This window comes from Flavobacterium sp. ARAG 55.4 (assembly GCF_051846875.1).
Lineage (GTDB): Bacteria > Bacteroidota > Bacteroidia > Flavobacteriales > Flavobacteriaceae > Flavobacterium > Flavobacterium plantiphilum.
Window position 1 is genome coordinate 88,449 of sequence record NZ_JBPYCT010000005.1, and the last position, 18,315, is coordinate 106,763.

At 33.9% G+C, this 18,315-nt stretch carries 12 protein-coding genes; 11 read left to right on the forward strand and 1 reads right to left on the reverse strand.

The annotated features are described in order from the left end of the window. The first annotated feature begins 26 nt into the window (after positions 1–26). The 8 genes from ACSV4D_RS07790 to ACSV4D_RS07825 all read left to right on the forward strand — a co-directional run bounded on the left by ACSV4D_RS07790 (position 27) and on the right by ACSV4D_RS07825 (position 7,745). Positions 27–1,079 carry an N-acetylmuramoyl-L-alanine amidase family protein gene (locus tag ACSV4D_RS07790; RefSeq protein WP_439227750.1) on the forward strand — a complete coding sequence of 351 codons (1,053 nt, stop codon included), beginning with the start codon at positions 27–29 and terminating at the stop codon, positions 1,077–1,079. Positions 1,080–1,124: 45 nt separating this feature from the next. After that, complete coding sequence (locus tag ACSV4D_RS07795) at positions 1,125–2,246, forward strand: N-acetylmuramoyl-L-alanine amidase family protein (RefSeq protein ID WP_408079738.1); 1,122 nt, start codon at positions 1,125–1,127, stop codon at positions 2,244–2,246. Positions 2,247–2,293: 47 nt separating this feature from the next. Beyond that, on the forward strand, positions 2,294–3,253 hold the full coding sequence (locus ACSV4D_RS07800) for an MlaD family protein (protein WP_408078833.1): 960 nt from the start codon (positions 2,294–2,296) through the stop codon (positions 3,251–3,253). A gap of 9 nt (positions 3,254–3,262) precedes the next feature. Further along, positions 3,263–4,600: a 4Fe-4S dicluster domain-containing protein gene (locus tag ACSV4D_RS07805; protein ID WP_439227751.1), complete on the forward strand. Its 1,338-nt coding sequence runs from the start codon at positions 3,263–3,265 to the stop codon at positions 4,598–4,600. 71 nt (positions 4,601–4,671) lie between these two features. Beyond that, on the forward strand, positions 4,672–5,463 hold the full coding sequence (locus tag ACSV4D_RS07810; RefSeq protein ID WP_439227752.1) for a (Fe-S)-binding protein: 792 nt from the start codon (positions 4,672–4,674) through the stop codon (positions 5,461–5,463). A 57-nt stretch (positions 5,464–5,520) separates the two neighbouring features. Further along, on the forward strand, positions 5,521–6,003 hold the full coding sequence (locus ACSV4D_RS07815; RefSeq protein ID WP_408078839.1) for an ABC transporter ATPase: 483 nt from the start codon (positions 5,521–5,523) through the stop codon (positions 6,001–6,003). 130 nt (positions 6,004–6,133) lie between these two features. Beyond that, positions 6,134–7,297 (forward strand): N-acetyl-alpha-D-glucosaminyl L-malate synthase BshA, encoded by a 1,164-nt coding sequence (gene bshA, locus ACSV4D_RS07820; RefSeq protein WP_439227753.1) that lies wholly within the window; start codon positions 6,134–6,136, stop codon positions 7,295–7,297. 16 nt (positions 7,298–7,313) lie between these two features. Continuing rightward, complete coding sequence (locus tag ACSV4D_RS07825; protein ID WP_439227754.1) at positions 7,314–7,745, forward strand: protease complex subunit PrcB family protein; 432 nt, start codon at positions 7,314–7,316, stop codon at positions 7,743–7,745. 180 nt (positions 7,746–7,925) lie between these two features. On the opposite strand, the gene ACSV4D_RS07830 is transcribed toward ACSV4D_RS07825, so the two are convergent. Then, a complete protein-coding gene (locus ACSV4D_RS07830; protein WP_439227755.1) occupies positions 7,926–10,541 on the reverse strand; it encodes a glycoside hydrolase family 3 C-terminal domain-containing protein in 2,616 nt (871 codons plus the stop codon). Positions 10,542–10,813: 272 nt separating this feature from the next. On the opposite strand from ACSV4D_RS07830, the gene ACSV4D_RS07835 reads away from it, so the two are divergent. The 3 genes from ACSV4D_RS07835 to ACSV4D_RS07845 all read left to right on the forward strand — a co-directional run bounded on the left by ACSV4D_RS07835 (position 10,814) and on the right by ACSV4D_RS07845 (position 18,309). Beyond that, positions 10,814–15,154 (forward strand): two-component regulator propeller domain-containing protein, encoded by a 4,341-nt coding sequence (locus tag ACSV4D_RS07835; protein ID WP_439227756.1) that lies wholly within the window; start codon positions 10,814–10,816, stop codon positions 15,152–15,154. Between the two features lie 224 nt (positions 15,155–15,378). After that, entirely contained in the window at positions 15,379–17,064 is a 1,686-nt protein-coding gene (locus ACSV4D_RS07840; protein ID WP_439227757.1) for a glycoside hydrolase family 43 protein, read from the forward strand. Between the two features lie 15 nt (positions 17,065–17,079). Then, positions 17,080–18,309: a glycoside hydrolase family 88/105 protein gene (locus tag ACSV4D_RS07845; protein ID WP_439227758.1), complete on the forward strand. Its 1,230-nt coding sequence runs from the start codon at positions 17,080–17,082 to the stop codon at positions 18,307–18,309. Positions 18,310–18,315: the final 6 nt, after the last annotated feature.

An 18,315-nucleotide genomic window follows, 5' to 3' on the forward strand; every position in this document is an offset into this window, starting at 1 on the left:
GTTTTTAATTAAATTAACTTTTAAAAATGAAATTTAATAGCAGGAACTTTTTTTTTATAACAATTTTAATGTTGTCAGGATTCAGTTCCGTTTTTTCTCAGAATAATAAAGTTTTTACAATCATTTTAGATGCAGGACACGGAGGGAAAGATCCCGGAAATTCTTATCACGGTTTTGTAGAAAAAAAAATAGCTCTTAAAACCGTTTTAAAAATTGGTGATTTTCTGGAAAAAGAAAAAGGAATTAAAGTCATTTATACCCGAACCTCTGATGTATTTGTTGAACTGGCAGACCGCCCTAAGGTGGCAAATAATGCAAAAGCTGATTTATTCGTGTCTGTCCATTGTAATTCCGTTAAAAACGAAGGACCACATGGTACAGAAACTTTTGTGATGGGATTATCACGATATGATATGAATCTGGAGGTGGCCAAAAACGAAAATTCAGTTATTCTGCTTGAGAAAGATTATAAAACAAAATATCAGGGTTTTGATCCTAAAAAACCTGAAACATTGATAGGACTGACTATGGTTCAGGAAGAAAATCTAAATAACAGTATCAGTCTGGCATCAGGTATACAGAATAATTTCACAAAAAAATTAAAGCGAAATTCAAGAGGTGTAAAACAACAGCCTTTGTGGGTTTTAGATGCAGCTTATATGCCCAGTGTTTTGATAGAGTTGGGTTTTTTGTCTAATAAAACTGAGGGACAGTTTTTAAATTCAGAAGAAGGACAAACTAAGATGGCGAAACAAATTGCCGATGCAATTCTAAATTACAAGCGTCAAAATTATGGAACAGCGGAATCAGCTTATACTGCAAATGATAAAACTGCTGATAAAAAGGACGCTGATTTATCAGCCGATTTATATAAAATACAACTTTTAGCAAGTTCGAGAAAAATAAAATTGGAACCAGGCAATTTTAAAGGATTAAAAAATGTATCTTATGAGTTTTCAAATAAGCTGTATAAATATATGTTTGGAGCAACTTCAGATTTTGCAGAAGCAAAAAAAAAGCAATTAGAAGCACGTAACGCAGGATATTTAAAAGCATTTATCGTCAGGGTAAAAAAATAGTTGGATTAGATTTAACAGATAAAAAAATAAAAGATTTTGGAATTAATAGTTAAAATTAAAAAAGTCACCGCAGTAATAATATTAATATTAGTATATAATTCAGTATATAGTCAGTCAGATGTTTTTAAAGTTACACTAGATGCAGGTCATGGAGATCACGATTTTGGAGCTTCTTATCATGGTTATGTAGAAAAAAACATTGCTTTGGCAGTTGTGTTAAAAGTGGGTAAAATTCTGGAATCCACTCCTAAAATAGATGTAATTTATACCCGAAAAACAGATGTCTTTATTGATTTAGTTGAAAGAGCTAATATTGCTAACAGAGCAAACGCTAATATTTTTGTTTCCATTCACTGTAATGCCAACAGGAATACTTCGGCTGACGGTACGGAAACATATGTGATGGGGATGACGAAGATTGCTTCAAACCTTGAAGCATCTAAAAAGGAAAACTCTGTTATTACCTTGGAGAAAGACTATAAAAGAAAGTATGAAGGTTTTGATCCTAATTCTCCGGAAACTATGATTGGTTTTACCTTGATGCAGGAAGAATATTTAGATAACAGTATTTCATTAGCCAGTAAGGTAGAAGGTCAGTTTGCCAGTTTAGGAAAAAAAATAAGAGGCGGTGGTGTAAAACAAGCTCCTTTTATGGTTCTTCATAAGGCTTATATGCCAAGAATTCTTATCGAAATGGGCTTTATTTCGAATCCTGCCGAAGGAAGAATATTGGCTTCTGAAGAAGGACAGAATGAGATAGCAAGAGCGATTGCTGATGCAATTATTAGTTATAAAAACGAATATTTTGGCTCAGGAGAGTTGGAACCAGCGGTAAAACCTTCGCAAAAAATGGTTGAAACTACAGCTCCGGAAGCAGCAGCTCCTAAAAAAGAAACTGTAGTTGAGGCAAAGAAAGATGTTGTTTTTAAAGTACAATTAGCTCTTTCGAGTAAAAAAATAGCATTAGTTCCTAAAAATTTTAAAGGATTAAAAGATTTATCTATTGAGCCAATTGGTAAAAATTATAAGTATTTTTACGGTCAAACCAGTGATTATGAGACTTCAAGAGAGTTGTTAGCCGAAGCGAAAGCTAAGGGGTTCAGTTCAGCATTTTTAGTAGCATATAAAGATGGAGTTAAAATAGATATTCAGGAAGCAATTAAATAACGTCAGGTTTTAATATTTATATTAAATTTGCATTAAATACTTATATTTTGAAACTAACAAGAGAAATTAAAACAGCAATTTTAGTAATTGCATCTATATTATTATTTATTTGGGGATATAGTTTCTTAAAAGGGAAAGATCTTTTTAATACCTATACCACGCTATATGTACAATATAACAGTGTAGAAGGCTTAGCTCCCTCAGCAGCCGTTACTTTAAACGGTTTGGTTATTGGTAAGGTAGAACAGATTACAATTAATCCTAATGATGGAAAGTTATTAGTAGAATTGCAAATTAAAACCGATTTTCCTATTTCAAAATCCAGTCGTGCTGTTATTTATGAGCCAGGATTTATAGGAGGAAAGCAAATTTTAATCGAGCCAAATTTTAATGATAAAACGGTTGTAGAACAAGGTGATATGCTGGCAGGAAACGTTCAGTTAGGAATGACAGAATCCTTAAGCAAAAAATTAGTTCCACTTCAGGATAAATTAGAAAAAGTATTAACGAATATTGATACGTTAGTTACCGGAATTAATACTGTTTTAGATCAGCAAACCCAAAAAGATTTAAAGAAAACCATAGCTGAGTTAAGTAAAACAATGGAGCAATTTCATCAGGCTTCTGCGGGAATGAATTCTTTAATTACAGAAAATAAAACTCAAATTAACTCAGCCGTTTCTAACTTTAATAAAATGTCGGGTAATTTTGCTAAAATATCCGATTCTTTAAATAAAGCTGATATGGGAAAAACAGTTAAAAGTTTGAATACCACATTAGCTAAAGTCAATGTGATTATGACAGATTTAGAATCCGGAAACGGAAGTATGGGGAAATTATTAAAAGACGAGGCTTTTTATAATAATCTTACCAAAACTACTAAAGAATTAGAATTATTGCTTCAGGATGTTCGACTGTATCCTACAAGATACATTAACGTTTCTCTTTTTGGAAAGAAAAACAAGCCTTACAAAGCTCCTGTAGATACAGTTTCTGATAGTAAATAATAACAAAATATGAGTTTTTTAGACAATATATTATTTGCAATAATTTTAATTATTAGTTTCGGCTATTTTATTTCCAATATTAAAAAAATCTATCGCAATGTAAATTTAGGAATTGATATTGACAGAAAAGACAATTCAAAACAGAGATGGAAAAACATGGCGATGATTGCTTTAGGGCAGTCTAAGATGGTTAAAAGACCTGTTGCAGGTGTTCTTCACATCATAGTTTATGCAGGTTTTGTAATTATAAATATTGAATTGCTCGAAATCATTATTGATGGATTATTTGGAACTCACAGGATTTTTGCTCCTTTTTTAGGTGGCTTCTATGATGTATTAATAGCATCTTTCGAAATATTAGCCTTACTGGTTATTGTTGCAGTAACGGTATTTTGGATTAGAAGAAATGTAATCAAATTAAAGCGTTTTATAAATCCTGATTTGAAAGGATTTCCTAAAAATGATGCTAATTACATTTTGTATTTTGAAACAATATTAATGTTTTTGTTTCTTTTTATGAACGCTTCTGATTTGCATTTACAGCATGTTCCCGGAGGTTATTCTCATTTTGTTAAAGCAGGTTCCTTTCCGGTAAGCCAGTTTCTTGCGCCATTATTCAACGGTGTCAACAGTGATTTAGTAGCATTGTTTTATGAACTATTCTGGTGGTTACATATTGTCGGGATTCTGATATTTATGAACTATTTGTATTTCTCCAAACATCTTCATATCCTTTTAGCGTTCCCAAACACTTATTTTGCCGATTTGAATCCGCTTGGGAAATTTGATAACTTAGAATCAGTTACTAAAGAAGTGAAAATGATGATGGATCCTAACGCAGATCCGTTTGCAGCTCCGGCCGCAGCAGAAGGTGAGGTTCCGGCTAAATTTGGAGCCAGTGATGTTCAGGATTTAAACTGGGTACAATTGTTAAATGCGTATACTTGTACAGAATGCGGCAGATGTACTTCTGCGTGTCCGGCCAATATTACGGGTAAAAAACTATCACCTCGTAAAATTATGATGGACACCCGTGACAGGATGGAGGAAGTAGGTAAAAATATAGATGCTAATAAAGGCGTTTTTGTTCCGGATAATAAAACATTATTAAACGATTACATAACTCCCGAAGAACTTTGGGCCTGCACTTCCTGTAATGCCTGTGTGGAAGAATGTCCCGTAAGTATTAGTCCGTTATCGATTATTATGGATATGCGTCGTTATTTAGTAATGGAACAAAGTGCTGCGCCAGCTACACTAAATGCGATGATGACGAATGTTGAAAATAACGGAGCACCGTGGCCGTACAATCAGCAAGACCGATTGAACTGGAAAAACGAAATATAGTTAAATTGTTTATTCGGTAAAAACGTCTAACCGATTAAACCATTAACAAATCAACGATTAAACAGAAAGAAATGTCAGAAAATTTAATAGTACCTACAATGGCAGAAATGCTCGCCCAAGGAAAACAACCTGAAGTTTTGTTTTGGGTAGGTTGTGCGGGAAGTTTTGACGATAGAGCTAAAAAAATAACGAAAGCATTTGTACGTATTTTAAACAATGCCAGTGTTTCCTTTGCAGTACTTGGAACCGAAGAAAGTTGTACCGGAGATCCGGCCAAAAGAACCGGAAATGAGTTCTTATTTCAAATGCAGGCCATGATGAATATCGAGGTTTTAAATGCATATGAAGCCAAAAAAATTGTTACTGCCTGTCCGCATTGTTTTAATACTTTAAAAAATGAATATCCTGAATTGGGCGGTAAATATGAAGTCATTCATCATACCGAATTTTTAAAATCGTTATTGGATGATGGCAGATTAGCTGTTGAAGGAGGTCAATTTAAAGGTAAAAAAATTACTTTTCATGATCCCTGTTATTTAGGCAGAGCCAATAAAATATATGAAGCACCCCGTAATTTAATTGAAAAATTAGATGTGGAATTGGTAGAAATGAAACGTTCCAGAGCTAATGGATTGTGTTGTGGAGCCGGTGGAGCGCAAATGTTTAAAGATGCCGAAAAAGGGAATAAAGAAGTGAATGTAGAAAGAACCGAAGACGCTCTTGAAACCGCACCGGATATTATTGCTACAGGATGTCCGTTTTGTAATACTATGATGACTGACGGAATTAAAAATAAAGAAAAAGAAGGCGAAGTAAAGGTGATGGATATTGCCGAACTGATCGCTAATGCACAGGATTTGTAAAGGGAGTTTCTGATTTACTAAAAATCTAAAATCAACAATTTAAAATCTAAAATCAAAATGTACGTACCATTTGAAAATTTACCCGAAGAATCCAGAATCTGGATTTATCAATCTAATAGAAAATTTTCGGATGCCGAGTTTTCTGAAATTGAAAAAGATTTACAACAGTTCCTCGAAAACTGGGCTGCTCACGGAACTAGTTTGGAAGCTTCTTATCAGCTAAAATACAATCGTTTTATAATTATTGCAGTCAATCAGGAGGTACAGCTTGCTACAGGTTGCTCTATTGATGCTTCTGTAGCTTTTATTCAAAGCCTGGAGCAAAAATATCAGGTTGATTTGCTGGATAAAATGAATGTCACGTTCAAATTAGGAGAACACATTGCGCATAAACCTTTAATTGATTTTAAAAAAATGGTTAAAGATAAAGCAGTGACCGGAAACACCATTGTTTTTAATAACCTGATTAATACGATACAAGAGTATAATGAGTCTTGGGAAGTTCCCGCAATTGACAGTTGGCACAGTAGATTTTTTTAATAAAATAAGAAGGAGGAAAATTTTTCTCCTTTTTTTATGCTTTGTTTTTGCAGTATTAATAGTTAGTTTTAACTTAATTTAACTCTTTTTTAGTCCTTTTTGAGTATTTTCGTAGTACTAAATTTTATACATGAAAATAGCAATAGTTTGTTATCCTACCTTTGGAGGAAGTGGTGTTGTCGCTACTGAATTAGGTTTAGAATTAGCCCGTTTGGGACATGAAGTTCATTTTATTACCTATAGCCAGCCAGTGCGTTTGGCATTATTGAATCCCAATGTTCATTATCACGAAGTAAATGTTCCTGAATATCCTTTATTTCATTATCAGCCGTATGAATTAGCTTTATCAAGTAAATTAGTTGATATGGTTAAACTTTATAAAATTGATGTCCTGCATGTGCATTATGCCATCCCACACGCTTATGCGGGGTATATGGCGAAGCAAATGCTTAAAAATGAAGGAATCGAAATACCAATGATCACGACTCTTCACGGAACTGATATCACTCTGGTAGGAAATCATCCGCATTATAAACCGGCAGTAAGTTTTAGTATCAACAAATCAGATGTAGTGACTTCCGTGTCCCAAAGTTTAAAAGACGATACCTATAAGTTGTTTAATATTAAAAGAGATATTCATGTAATTCCTAATTTTATAGAATTAGAAAAAAACAATATAGAGTATAATGTTCCTTGCCAGCGAACGCTTATAGCCAAACCTGAAGAACGAATTATTACTCACATTTCTAACTTTAGAAAAGTAAAAAGAATACCGGATATTATTAGAATATTTGATAAAATACAACAAAACATCCCGGCTAAATTACTAATGGTGGGTGATGGTCCGGAGAAAGAAAAAGCCGAAATTTTATGTCAGGAACTGGGGATATTAGATAAAGTAATCTTTTTTGGAAACAGTAATGAAATCGACAAACTGTTAAGCAATTCCGATTTGTTTTTATTACCATCAGAGACGGAGAGTTTTGGATTAGCTGCCTTAGAAGCTATGGCTTGGGGAGTTCCTGTTATTTCCAGTAATTCAGGTGGTTTACCGGAGGTGAATTTTGAAGGAGTTTCAGGGTATTTAAGCAAAGTAGGAAATATTGATGAAATGGCTCAAAATGCATTAAAAATTCTGAAAGATGATGCCGTTTTAGCTCAATTTAAAGAAAATGCTTTATCAGTAGCCAAAAAATTTGATATCAAACATATTTTACCTTTGTATATTGATATTTACGATAAAGCAATAAAAAAGTATAATAAAAAGACGAAACATTCCAGTAAGCCTTCATAATAAAATAGTCATATAAATGAAAAATATTCTTCTTTTATCAGCCCTTGCTTTAGTATTATTTTCCTGCGGAACAAGTAAGAAAACAAATAGTTACGCTAACCGTATGTATGAGGTTTTGCTGCAACAGAATGATGGAGGCGGGAACATTCATTTTTATGAAATTCTTTCCGAAGCTGATGAGATTAAAATGTTGTTACATGATGAAAAACTAAAGAGAAAGATAAATGCTGCTGATGTACAACAATCTAATTTTGTGATTTTAAATATGGGTGAAAAGCCTACATCAGGATATGCAATAGCAATTGACAGCGTTATCGAAACCGATGAAAATATTGTAATAAAAGTACGTGAAATAAATCCTGATCCAAATGCGATGCTAATGCAGGTTATTACTTATCCTTATACAGTTGTAAAAATTAACTCGAAGAAGAAAATTATTATAAAGTAATTTTTTAGATAGTTATCAGGAATACTCAGATACATTAACTACCAATTTATTGATTTTTCAAAATTAACAAATGTCACGGAGTTAAATTTGTAAAAAAATATAACGTGGAATTAAAGTTCAATTCCACGTTACATAAAAAAGCAACAATTTTATAAATACCTGGGTTGCAACGAAAATATATTATTTATCGAAACCTGATATTTGCCCTTTAACTTCAAATCTTTGCTGTAATGTTTCATTCGAATCATCAGGCAGTTTTCCTCCCACAGAAATAGTAAACCATCCGGGTTCAACTACGCGTTGTCCTTCTTTATTTATCAGGGAAAGTTGTCTGGGACTGATTGTAAAATGAACTGTTTTTGTTTCTCCACTTTTAAGGTGAATGCGTTCGAAACCTTCTAATTGCCATATTGGTCGGGGAGTAGAAGCTTTTTCATCTTTAAGATACAGTTCAGCTACTTCATCACCATCATACGTTCCTGTATTAGTTATGTCAACAGATACTTTAAAATCTTTTTCAGGGTTATTCATTTTTGGAACTTGCAAGTTGCTGTATTTAAAAGAGGTATAACTTAATCCAAAACCAAAAGGATACAATGGTTTTTTGTTAAAATAACGATAAGTACGGCCTTTCATGTCATAATTTTCGAAATCAGGAAGCTGGTCAGCCGATTTGTAATAAGTAACTGCTAATCGTCCAGCAGGATTATAATCACCAAAAATTACATCGGCAATTGCATTTCCGCCCTGTTGTCCGGGATATCCGGCGGTAAGGATTGCAGGAACATTATCGTTTGCCCAGTTAATAGACAGAGCACTTCCGTTTATCAGTACTAGAACCACCGGCTTTTTTGTAGCAACCATCGCCTTCATTAGTTCTCTTTGATTAACAGGCAGGTCAAGACTGGTACGGTCTCCGCCTGCAAACCCATCAGCTTCAACTTTCATTTCTTCACCTTCTAAGCGTTCATTCAATCCCAAAACTAATACTATAGCATCCGCCTGGTTAGCAACATCCGTAGCCTGCTGAATTAAATTTTCTTCTGGTTCTGCCCATAAAAGCTGAGCAATAGCATCACCATAGAAATTCTGGTATTTTACTTCTATTTTGTATTTTTTTCCTGCTTCTAGTGCTATTTTTTGAGCACGAATACGGGGATGGTGATTGTTTTTTCCACCGCTAGTTTCTCCTCCTTCAATGTTTACAGTCATATAAGGTTTTGACCATTCAGATATACTGTAAGTTCCGGTTTTTGGTGCTACAATATATCCCGTCCATTTTACACTGTAATTACCCATTTTCATGCGTGGGTCAGGAGTATTTATATCCCAGTGAAAATCGATATTATCATCTGTACGGCTAAAAAGAGGTTTTCCTTCCCATTCTTTATTGTCAAAATAATGAGCTGTTAAACCCTGTTTACCGTTTTCATTTTGAAAATAAACTGATGGAATCACTTTCATTTCAGGAACTCCTTTAGCTAAATCGGTTCCTTTGGCATAAAGCACTTTTGCATTGGGTTCTAATTTGTTTTTAATGCCTTTTAATACGGTGACAGGATTGCTTGGAATACCACTGTAATTGCCCCATAAAGATTGAACATCATCAGCATTTGGACCAATAACGGCAACCGTTTTTATTTTTTTAGAAAGAGGAAGTGTCTGATTCTGATTTTTTAATAAAACAATACTTTTCTGAGAAGCCACTCTGGCAAGATAATCGTGTGCAGGACTGTTGTTGACAGCATACGGAATCTGAGCATATTTTACCCTGTCTTCCGGATCAAACATACCCAGCTTAAAGCGGGCAGTAAAAAGACGTTTTAACGTAATATCAATGTCAGCTTCAGTAAGTAATTTAAGATCTAGTGCTTTTTTTAAGTCTTTAAAACTACTTCCACATTCTAAGTCTAATCCGTTTTTTACGGCTAATGCCGATGCCGATGCTGCATCATTAGTAATTTTATGGTATTTCCAGATATCGGTAACAGCACCACAATCAGATACAATGTATCCATTAAAGCCCCAGTCTTTTCGAAGAATATTAAATAAAAACGGACTCGCACTGGCAGATTCTCCTCTAAAACGGTTATACGCACCCATGATCGAGTACACATGTCCTTCTTTTACCAGAGTACGAAATGCCGGAAGGTAAGTTTCATATAGATCAATGTCGCTGGTTTCAGCATTAAAATGATGGCGTGATGGTTCAGGGCCAGAATGAACGGCATAATGTTTAGCCGTTGCAATTACTTTTAGATACTTAGAGTCGGTGTCCTGCAAACCATTTACAAAATTTAGTCCAAGTTGTCCCGTCAGGTAAGGATCTTCTCCATAAGTTTCATGTCCGCGACCCCAGCGAGGATCACGGAATATATTGATATTGGGTGACCAGAAAGTCAATCCCTGATACATACCATGTTGTCCATTTCTTAAATATTCGTGGTGTTTGGCGCGCGCTTGATCCGAAATGACAGTGGCAACGTCTAAAATTAACTGTCGATCCCACGAAGATGCAATAGAAATAGATTGTGGAAAAACAGTGGCATAACCAGCACGGGCAACTCCATGTAAGGCTTCATTCCACCAATTGTATTGCGGGACATCAAGACGGTCAATTGCCGGTGAAGAATCCATTAACTGACTTATTTTTTCATCAATAGTCATTCTCGACACTAAGTCATTTACTCTTTGTTCAATTGGTAAATCCGGATTCTTATAAGGAAATTGTTTTTGTGCAAAGGTGCTTAGTGTTAAAAGACTAAATAATAACACCCCAATATGTGTTTTTGTCATTAATTTTTGGTTTAAAGGTTTTAGTTATATGAAAATATAAAATTTAATTACTGATGTAACAAATTTAGTTTTTAAAATATTCTCTGGATTGGGTTAAATAACTATTTTACAGGTGAAGTAAAGCTTTTCGTTATGTTTGAACTATTGACACATATTAAAATGGAGACAAAATGCTATTTAAAGGGTGGTAAATTGCTAGCAGGAAGTCATGATTTATGTTCCAAAAGTAAATTTGATACATTTGTACATCCGGTAATAAAAAATAATAAATTTTGAAAAAAAAAATACTTCTTACTTTATTGTATCTGATTATGGAGAATTGTTTGGCTCAGCCTGTCGGAGTTTTAAAACATTTTTCTCATGATGTAAAGTTGAGTCAGTCAAATATTCTCGAGATTCAGCAAGATTCTAAAGGATTTATTTGGTTGGGAACTTATAATGGTCTGATAAGGTATGACGGTAATAATTTTCAAAATTTTGAAGTGGTTCAAAAAGGAAGACTAAACTTGGCTTCTAATCGTGTTTCCAGTTTTAAATTTGATAAAAAAGGCAGAATTTGGATAAAATCTGAAAAAGAGGAAGTGTATTATTTTGATACTGCAACTCTTAGTTATCATTTTCCATTAGAAGAAAAAAATAATGCGTTTTCAAAATATTCCATTGTTGATTATAAAGTAATGCCTTCAGGAAGAGTATGGTTATCTTCTCAAAACAGTAGTAATTTGATTGTTTTAGAACCCAATAATGAAAAAAGAATCATTTTATTTAATTCCTCTAAACTTAAGGGAACAAGAATTCAGGAAATATTTGAAGATGCCATGGGAACTACATGGTTCTTAACAAAATATGGTATTTGCAGGTTAAAGAAAACAGAGATTCATCCTGAATATATGTTTTTTAATATGACCGGGCTTTCGGGAAAATCATATTCAATCAATACTGTAATGGAATTAAATGATGAATTATGGTTTGGGGGTACTAATGGAAAATTGATACGATATTCTAAAACCACAAGTACTTTTTTTGATGTTCAACTTCGTATTGATTCAAATATCACTAAAATTAAAGATGTTAAAGCTGCAAAAATTTTGATTTTTACAGCCTCTTCGGGAATTTATTATTACGATATAAAGTCAGGTAAATCAGTAATCTATAATAATAAAACGGTTGCCGGATTCCCTAATGGAAATATCAATTATATGGGGATAACCAATGAAAGAGAATTATGGTTTGATAACTCAGAATCGGGGATTTATCAGTTTAATTTAGAGACAAAAAAAGTAGCACACCTCCATAGTGATATAAGTGACCCTACGGCGGCTAAAGTAAAAAGAAAAACTTTTTTCCTTACCGGAGCTGATGGAACCATCTGGATTCAGCCTAATAGAGAGTCGTTGTCTTACTGGGATCAAAAACAAAATAAATTGCTTTCGATATCCCATTGTATAAAAGAATCTATTGATGAAGCTTCAGATGTTATGCACGCAACAGCATTTGATAATCAGGGAAACTTATGGTTTTGTTCTTTTAGAAAAGGATTGGATTTAATAATTTTTAATAATCCCGTTTTCTCTACACTGAAATCAGATTTGTCTAAACGTAAACAGAATAATAATGTAAGAGCTTTAATGGAGGACAAAAAGAAGAATTTATGGGTTGCCAGTCGTTCTCAGAAAATTACAATATTTGATTCTGATAAGAAAAAAATAGGATATTTAGGATCTGACGGAACTTTATCGGAAAACAGTCCCGGATGGGGAGCTGATATCTATACAATTTTTCAGGATAATAGCAGTAGAATATGGGTAGGAACCAGAGGAAATGGTTTATTTTGTTTGATACCAACAGAAAAACCGTTTAAATTTAAAGTGCTTCATTATACTTACAATGAATTAAATCCTTTCAGTATAAGTGCAAACGATATTTATAAAATTTTCCAGTCTGCTTCGGGTAAAATTTACCTGGCCACATGGGGAGGCGGGGTAAATCTTGTGCAGGAAACAAATCAAGGAATACGTTTTATTAATTACAGAAACATCTGGAAAAATTATCCTATAAAAATTGCTGATAGGGTACGCTCGATAGTGGAAGATAAGTATCAGCATTTATTTTTTGTTTCGTCGTATAATCTGTTTTCTTTTACAGAACAGAATAAAATTTCTGATAAATTAGAATTTAAAGAATTTCCTCAGGTTTCAGGCAATGATATTCTGGATATATTAGTGACTTCAGACAATAAATTACTGTTAGGAACTAATGGAAAAGGGATTCAGGTAGCTGATCTGAACAGGAAAAGGGAGCTGAATTTTCAAAATTTTGCTACAGAGAACGCTAATTTTCCTATGGATGAAGTCATAGGTATGCAGGAAGACAAGTCGGGCAAAATCTGGCTGATGGGGGACAATCAAATTGTTCGTTTTGATATTAAAAAAAATACAGCCGAAACATTTCCTAAAATAAAAGCACTTATTGAAAATGAAATTTTTTCAGAGGCAACAAAATGTCGTCTTGCTAATGGTCAGATTGTACTGGGGTATTCTGATGGTGCAATTTATTTCAATCCTGCCCATATTCCTTCTTTTGATTTTAAACCCTATTTGGCTATAACAGGATTTGCTGTTAATAATAAAGAACTCTATGAAATAAATCCTAAAAACCCTAAAAATCCGGATTTACTGAAAAAGGTTGTATTGGAACATGATCAGAATTTCTTAAGAATTCAGTTTGCTGCTTTAGATTATATCAAAAATGAGAATGTTGTTTATCAGTATAAGTTAGAAGGAATTGATAAAGAATGGAATTATATAAAAGGCGGACAATCCATAAATTATACTAATTTAGGAAGGGGGAAATATACACTTTTACTGTCTTCTACAAACAGCCATAATTTATGGGTAAATAATCAACGAGAAATAGAAATCACCATACGTCCTTCAATGTGGTGGACCAATTTTGCGTTTGTATGTTATTTTTTGATAGCTATCGGTCTTTTTATTTTGATAAGACGAATTTTTTTAACTATCATAAAATTACGCAACGATGTACAAATTGAACAGGAATTATCAGAGTTAAAACTAAGGTTTTTTACGGATATATCACATGAAATAAGAACACCGCTTACTATGATTACAGCGCCGTTAGAAAAAATGCTGTCAGATAAAACAATTTCCGATTCGGTTAAAATTCAGCTTCAGGGTATTGAACGGAACAGTAACAGACTTTTAAATCTGGTAAATCAAATTTTAGATTTAAGAAGAATTCAAAACAAAAGATTAGAAGTCTCTGAGATTAATGTAGTGGATTTTGTTTCGAACGTTTGTGAAAACTTTAGAGAAATGAGCTTACAGCAGAAAATACGATTAGAATTAAAAATCAAAGCTTCGGATTTGAAAGTGTGGGCTGATTCAGATAGTCTGGATAAAATTTTAGTAAATTTAATTTCAAATGCATTTAAATATTGTCATAAAAATGATGTAATTAAAGTAATTATTGGAGAAACCGATAAGCATATTTTTATAAAAGTCAAAGATAACGGACCGGGAATTAGTCCTGTACTTCAAAAACGACTATTCAGACGTTTTTCCAATTACAATGAAAACCCCAATAACCCCAGTACCGGAATTGGACTTTCGATAGTAAAAGATTTGGCGGATAAGCATAAAGCTACTATACTGGTAGATAGTGAACCTAATAAAGGAAGTTGTTTTCAGGTTTATTTTTTAAAAGGTTATGAGCATTTTAATCATGAGGCAGATCTTGTATTTCAGCAAACAGATAAAGGTTCATCAGAAGCAGCTAAATCAGAAAATAAAAATATACTTCCGGTATCAGTGGAAATGAACAAAAATAAACCATCAGGATTAATTGTGGAAGACGACCCGGAATTAAGAGCTTTTATTGTTTCGGTTTTAGAGTCAGATTATAGTATACATATCGCCGAAAATGGTATACAAGGACATTTAAAAGCAACAACATTGAATCCGGATTTTATCATTAGTGATATAATGATGCCCCAAATGGATGGGATAGAAATGCTAAAATTAATTAGAAATAATATTGCGACAAGTCACATTCCGGTAATTTTGCTTAGTGCTAAATCTTCTGTTGAAAGTAAATTAGAAGGAATGGAGTATGGAGCAGATGAGTATTTGACCAAACCATTTGAACTGAGTTATTTAAAAGCCAGAGTCAAAAATATTCTGGAACAACGAAAACGACTTCAGTTTTTATATTCTACAGGCAATATTACTGAAATTCCAATCGAAAAAACTTTACAGATTTCTAATCAGGATCACAAATTCATGTTTCAGGTAATCAAATTAGTAAAGGATAATATTTCTAAAACTGACTTTTCAGTTGAAGAATTAGGTAAATTGATGTGTATGTCACGGGCAAGTTTTTTTAATAAATTAAAAGATCTTACAGGAGTATCGCCTGTAGTATTTATTCGGGACATAAGATTAAATGAAGCTGCGGAGATGCTTAAAAAAGAAGACATGTTAATAAAAGAAATATGTTTTGAAGTAGGTTTTAATGATTTAAAATATTTTGGAAAATGTTTTAAATCCAAATTTAATTATACTCCGGCAGAGTACCGTCGTCTTTATAAATAATAGTTTTAGTTGTGTATTTTAGATAAATCCCCCTTGTTATTTATCAATTTACCTCCCCCGGTTTTTTGTTTTTTACAATTTAAAAACCTGAGTATTAAAACCACCCTTAATGAAAAGCAATTTGTCTACCGGACTGGGGTATACTTTCTTTAGTTTTACATTCAACCAAAAGGAATATCTGGTATCGATATTTCTTAAGAACTATTTGATTAAAAAGATTAATTATGAGATTACGACAACTGTTAGTGTTATTTAGTTTTACAATGTGTACTTTGAGTGCTAACGCTCAGGTATGGAATGCCGATTTAGGCAATGGAAAATATAAAAATCCAATTATCCATGTGGATTATTCTGATCCGGATGTATGCGCAGGCGATGATGGTTATTATATGACTGCTTCGAGTTTTAATAGCTCTCCCGGGCTGCCTATTCTTTATTCAAAGGATTTGGTCAATTGGAAATTAATTGGGTATGCCTTACAAGATCAGGTTCCCGTTGCACATTATCGAACCGTTCGTCATGGAGATGGTGTTTGGGCACCTTCTATCCGATATCATAAAGGAGAATATTTTATTTATTGGGGAGATCCTGATTTTGGGATTTACATGGTCAAAACTAAAAATCCTTCTGGTTCCTGGGAAGAACCTGTTTTGGTAAAAGAAGCCAAAGGAATTATTGATACCTGTCCGTTTTGGGATCAGGATGGAAAAGCTTATCTGTCCTATGCATTTGCAGGTAGCAGGGCAAATGTAAAAACAGTTTTAATGTTGTCAGAAATGGCAGCAGATGGAACTAAATTAATTGGAAATCCGGCTATGGTTTTTGATGGTCATGATGGTCATACAACTGCAGAAGGAACTAAAATTTATAAAAAAGAAGGCTACTACTGGATTTGGTCACCTGCTGGAGGAGTTAAACCCGGATGGCAATTGGCAATGCGGTCTAAAAATATTTGGGGACCTTATGAAGCAAAAATTGTATTGAATCAGGGAAATTCGGCAGTAAACGGACCACATCAGGGCGCTTATGTTGAAACACCAAATGGGGAGGGCTGGTTTATCCATTTTCAGGATCGTTGGGCTTACGGGCGAATTGTTCATCTACAACCGGTAATCTGGAAAAATGCCTGGCCAATTATTGGAGTGGATACGAATAATGATGGTATAGGTGAGCCTGTTGAAGAATGGAAAAAACCTAATGTAGGGCGTAAATATCCTGTAACTCCTTTAGAATCTTCAGATCAGTTCAATTCGCATCAGTATGGTTTACAATGGCAGTGGCAGGCAAATCAAAATCCTGCTGAACAATGGGGATGGTCTTCTGCTAATTTAGGTTTTTTAAGACTGAACTGTATTCCACGTCCGGAGGAAATGAAAACCATGTGGATGATGCCTAATCTGTTTTTGCAAAAATTTCCGTCGGATAATTTTACGGCTACAACCAAAGTAACTTTTGAGAATAATCCGGATGCTAAAAAATGTAGCACGGGACTTATCATATTTGGAGAAGATTATGGCTATATCGCCATTGAGCAGGATAATGAGGGAAAGCTAAAAGTAGTACAACGTTCGATGAAAAACGCACGTACTTCTAAAGACACCGAAATTGAATTAGCCTCTTTACCAATTCAACAGAAAGAAGTTTTTTTTAGAACCAAAGTGGAAATGATTCAACAAAAAGAACCATTTGATGCTAAAGTAACTTTTTATTACAGCTTAGACGGAGAGAAATATACCGCATTTGGAAAACCTTTTAAGCCAACAGCCGGACGCTGGGTTGGGGCTAAAATAGGTCTTTTTGCTACCGGAACTAAAGCAATTAACGATAGTAGTTATGCTAATTATGATTGGTTTGAAGTAGTGAGTAATAATGATGTTAAAAATTCTTCATTATCCAGTTTTCAGCAGTAAATACATTTTGTAATTATGAGAAATAAAATTAAATATTGCCTGTTTTCTGTACTCTTTTTCCATTTGATTTCATCAGGACAGTCAAATCAGAAAGCTGGTTTTCAGGAAATTTCGCCAATTGAGTGGTCTAAAAAAATGGCTGATTCTGATCAAAAAAGGGTTCCGAATCCGGTTTTTCTGGACGGGGTTAAATATCCAAAATGGAATTATACCAATGGTTTGGTATGTCTGGCCAACCAAAAGTTATTTGATTACACCAAGGATAAAAAATATTGGGATTATGCCTTTGAATATGCAAATCAATTGATTGATGATAAAGGGCAAATTTTGGGCGGGTTTGCTGTTGACAGATACAGTCTGGATCTGGTTAATTCCGGGAAAATTCTTTTTGATATTTATAAAAAAACAGCAGATAGTCGTTATAAAACAGCAATGGATTCACTTCATAAGCAGTTGGAACATCATCCCAGAAATACAGACAGAGGCTATTGGCATAAAAAATCATATCCCTGGCAAATGTGGCTTGACGGGGTTTATATGGCTGATCCGTTTTCTGCGCAGTACGGTGCTGAATTTAAATTGGATAAAGCCATAGATGATGCCATTTTACAAGTGGAATTAATCCAAAAACATACGTTTGATCCTAAAACGGGATTGAATTTTCATGGTTATGATGAAAAACGCCAGCAATTTTGGGCCAATAAAACAACAGGAACTTCTTCGCATATTTGGGGACGTGCTCAGGGCTGGTATTGTATGGCATTGGTAGATATTTTAGATTTTGTACCTGAAAATCATCCCAAGCGTAAACAGCTGATAAAAATTGTTCAAAAAGTTTTTTCTGCTGTTTTAAAAGCGCAGGATACAGAAACTAAGGTTTGGTGGCAGGTAATGGATCAACCTCGCAGACAAGGTAATTATTTAGAATCAACCTGTTCCACTATGTTTATCTATTCGTTTGCTAAAGCTTATAATAAAGGATATGTTGGATCCAAATTTCTCACTGCTGCGAGGACTGGTTTTGAGGGAGTTTTAAAACAGTTCATAAAACAGAATCCTGACGGAACAATTTCTATCACAAAATGCTGCGCCGTTGCCGGATTAGGAGGGAAAAATCCTCAGGATCGGGATGGTTCATTTGAATATTATATTTCTGAACCCATCAGAGAAAATGATGCAAAAGCGGTAGGTCCATTTATTTTAGCAGGTATTGAATTACAAATGATTTTGGATAAACACAACTAAAGTAAC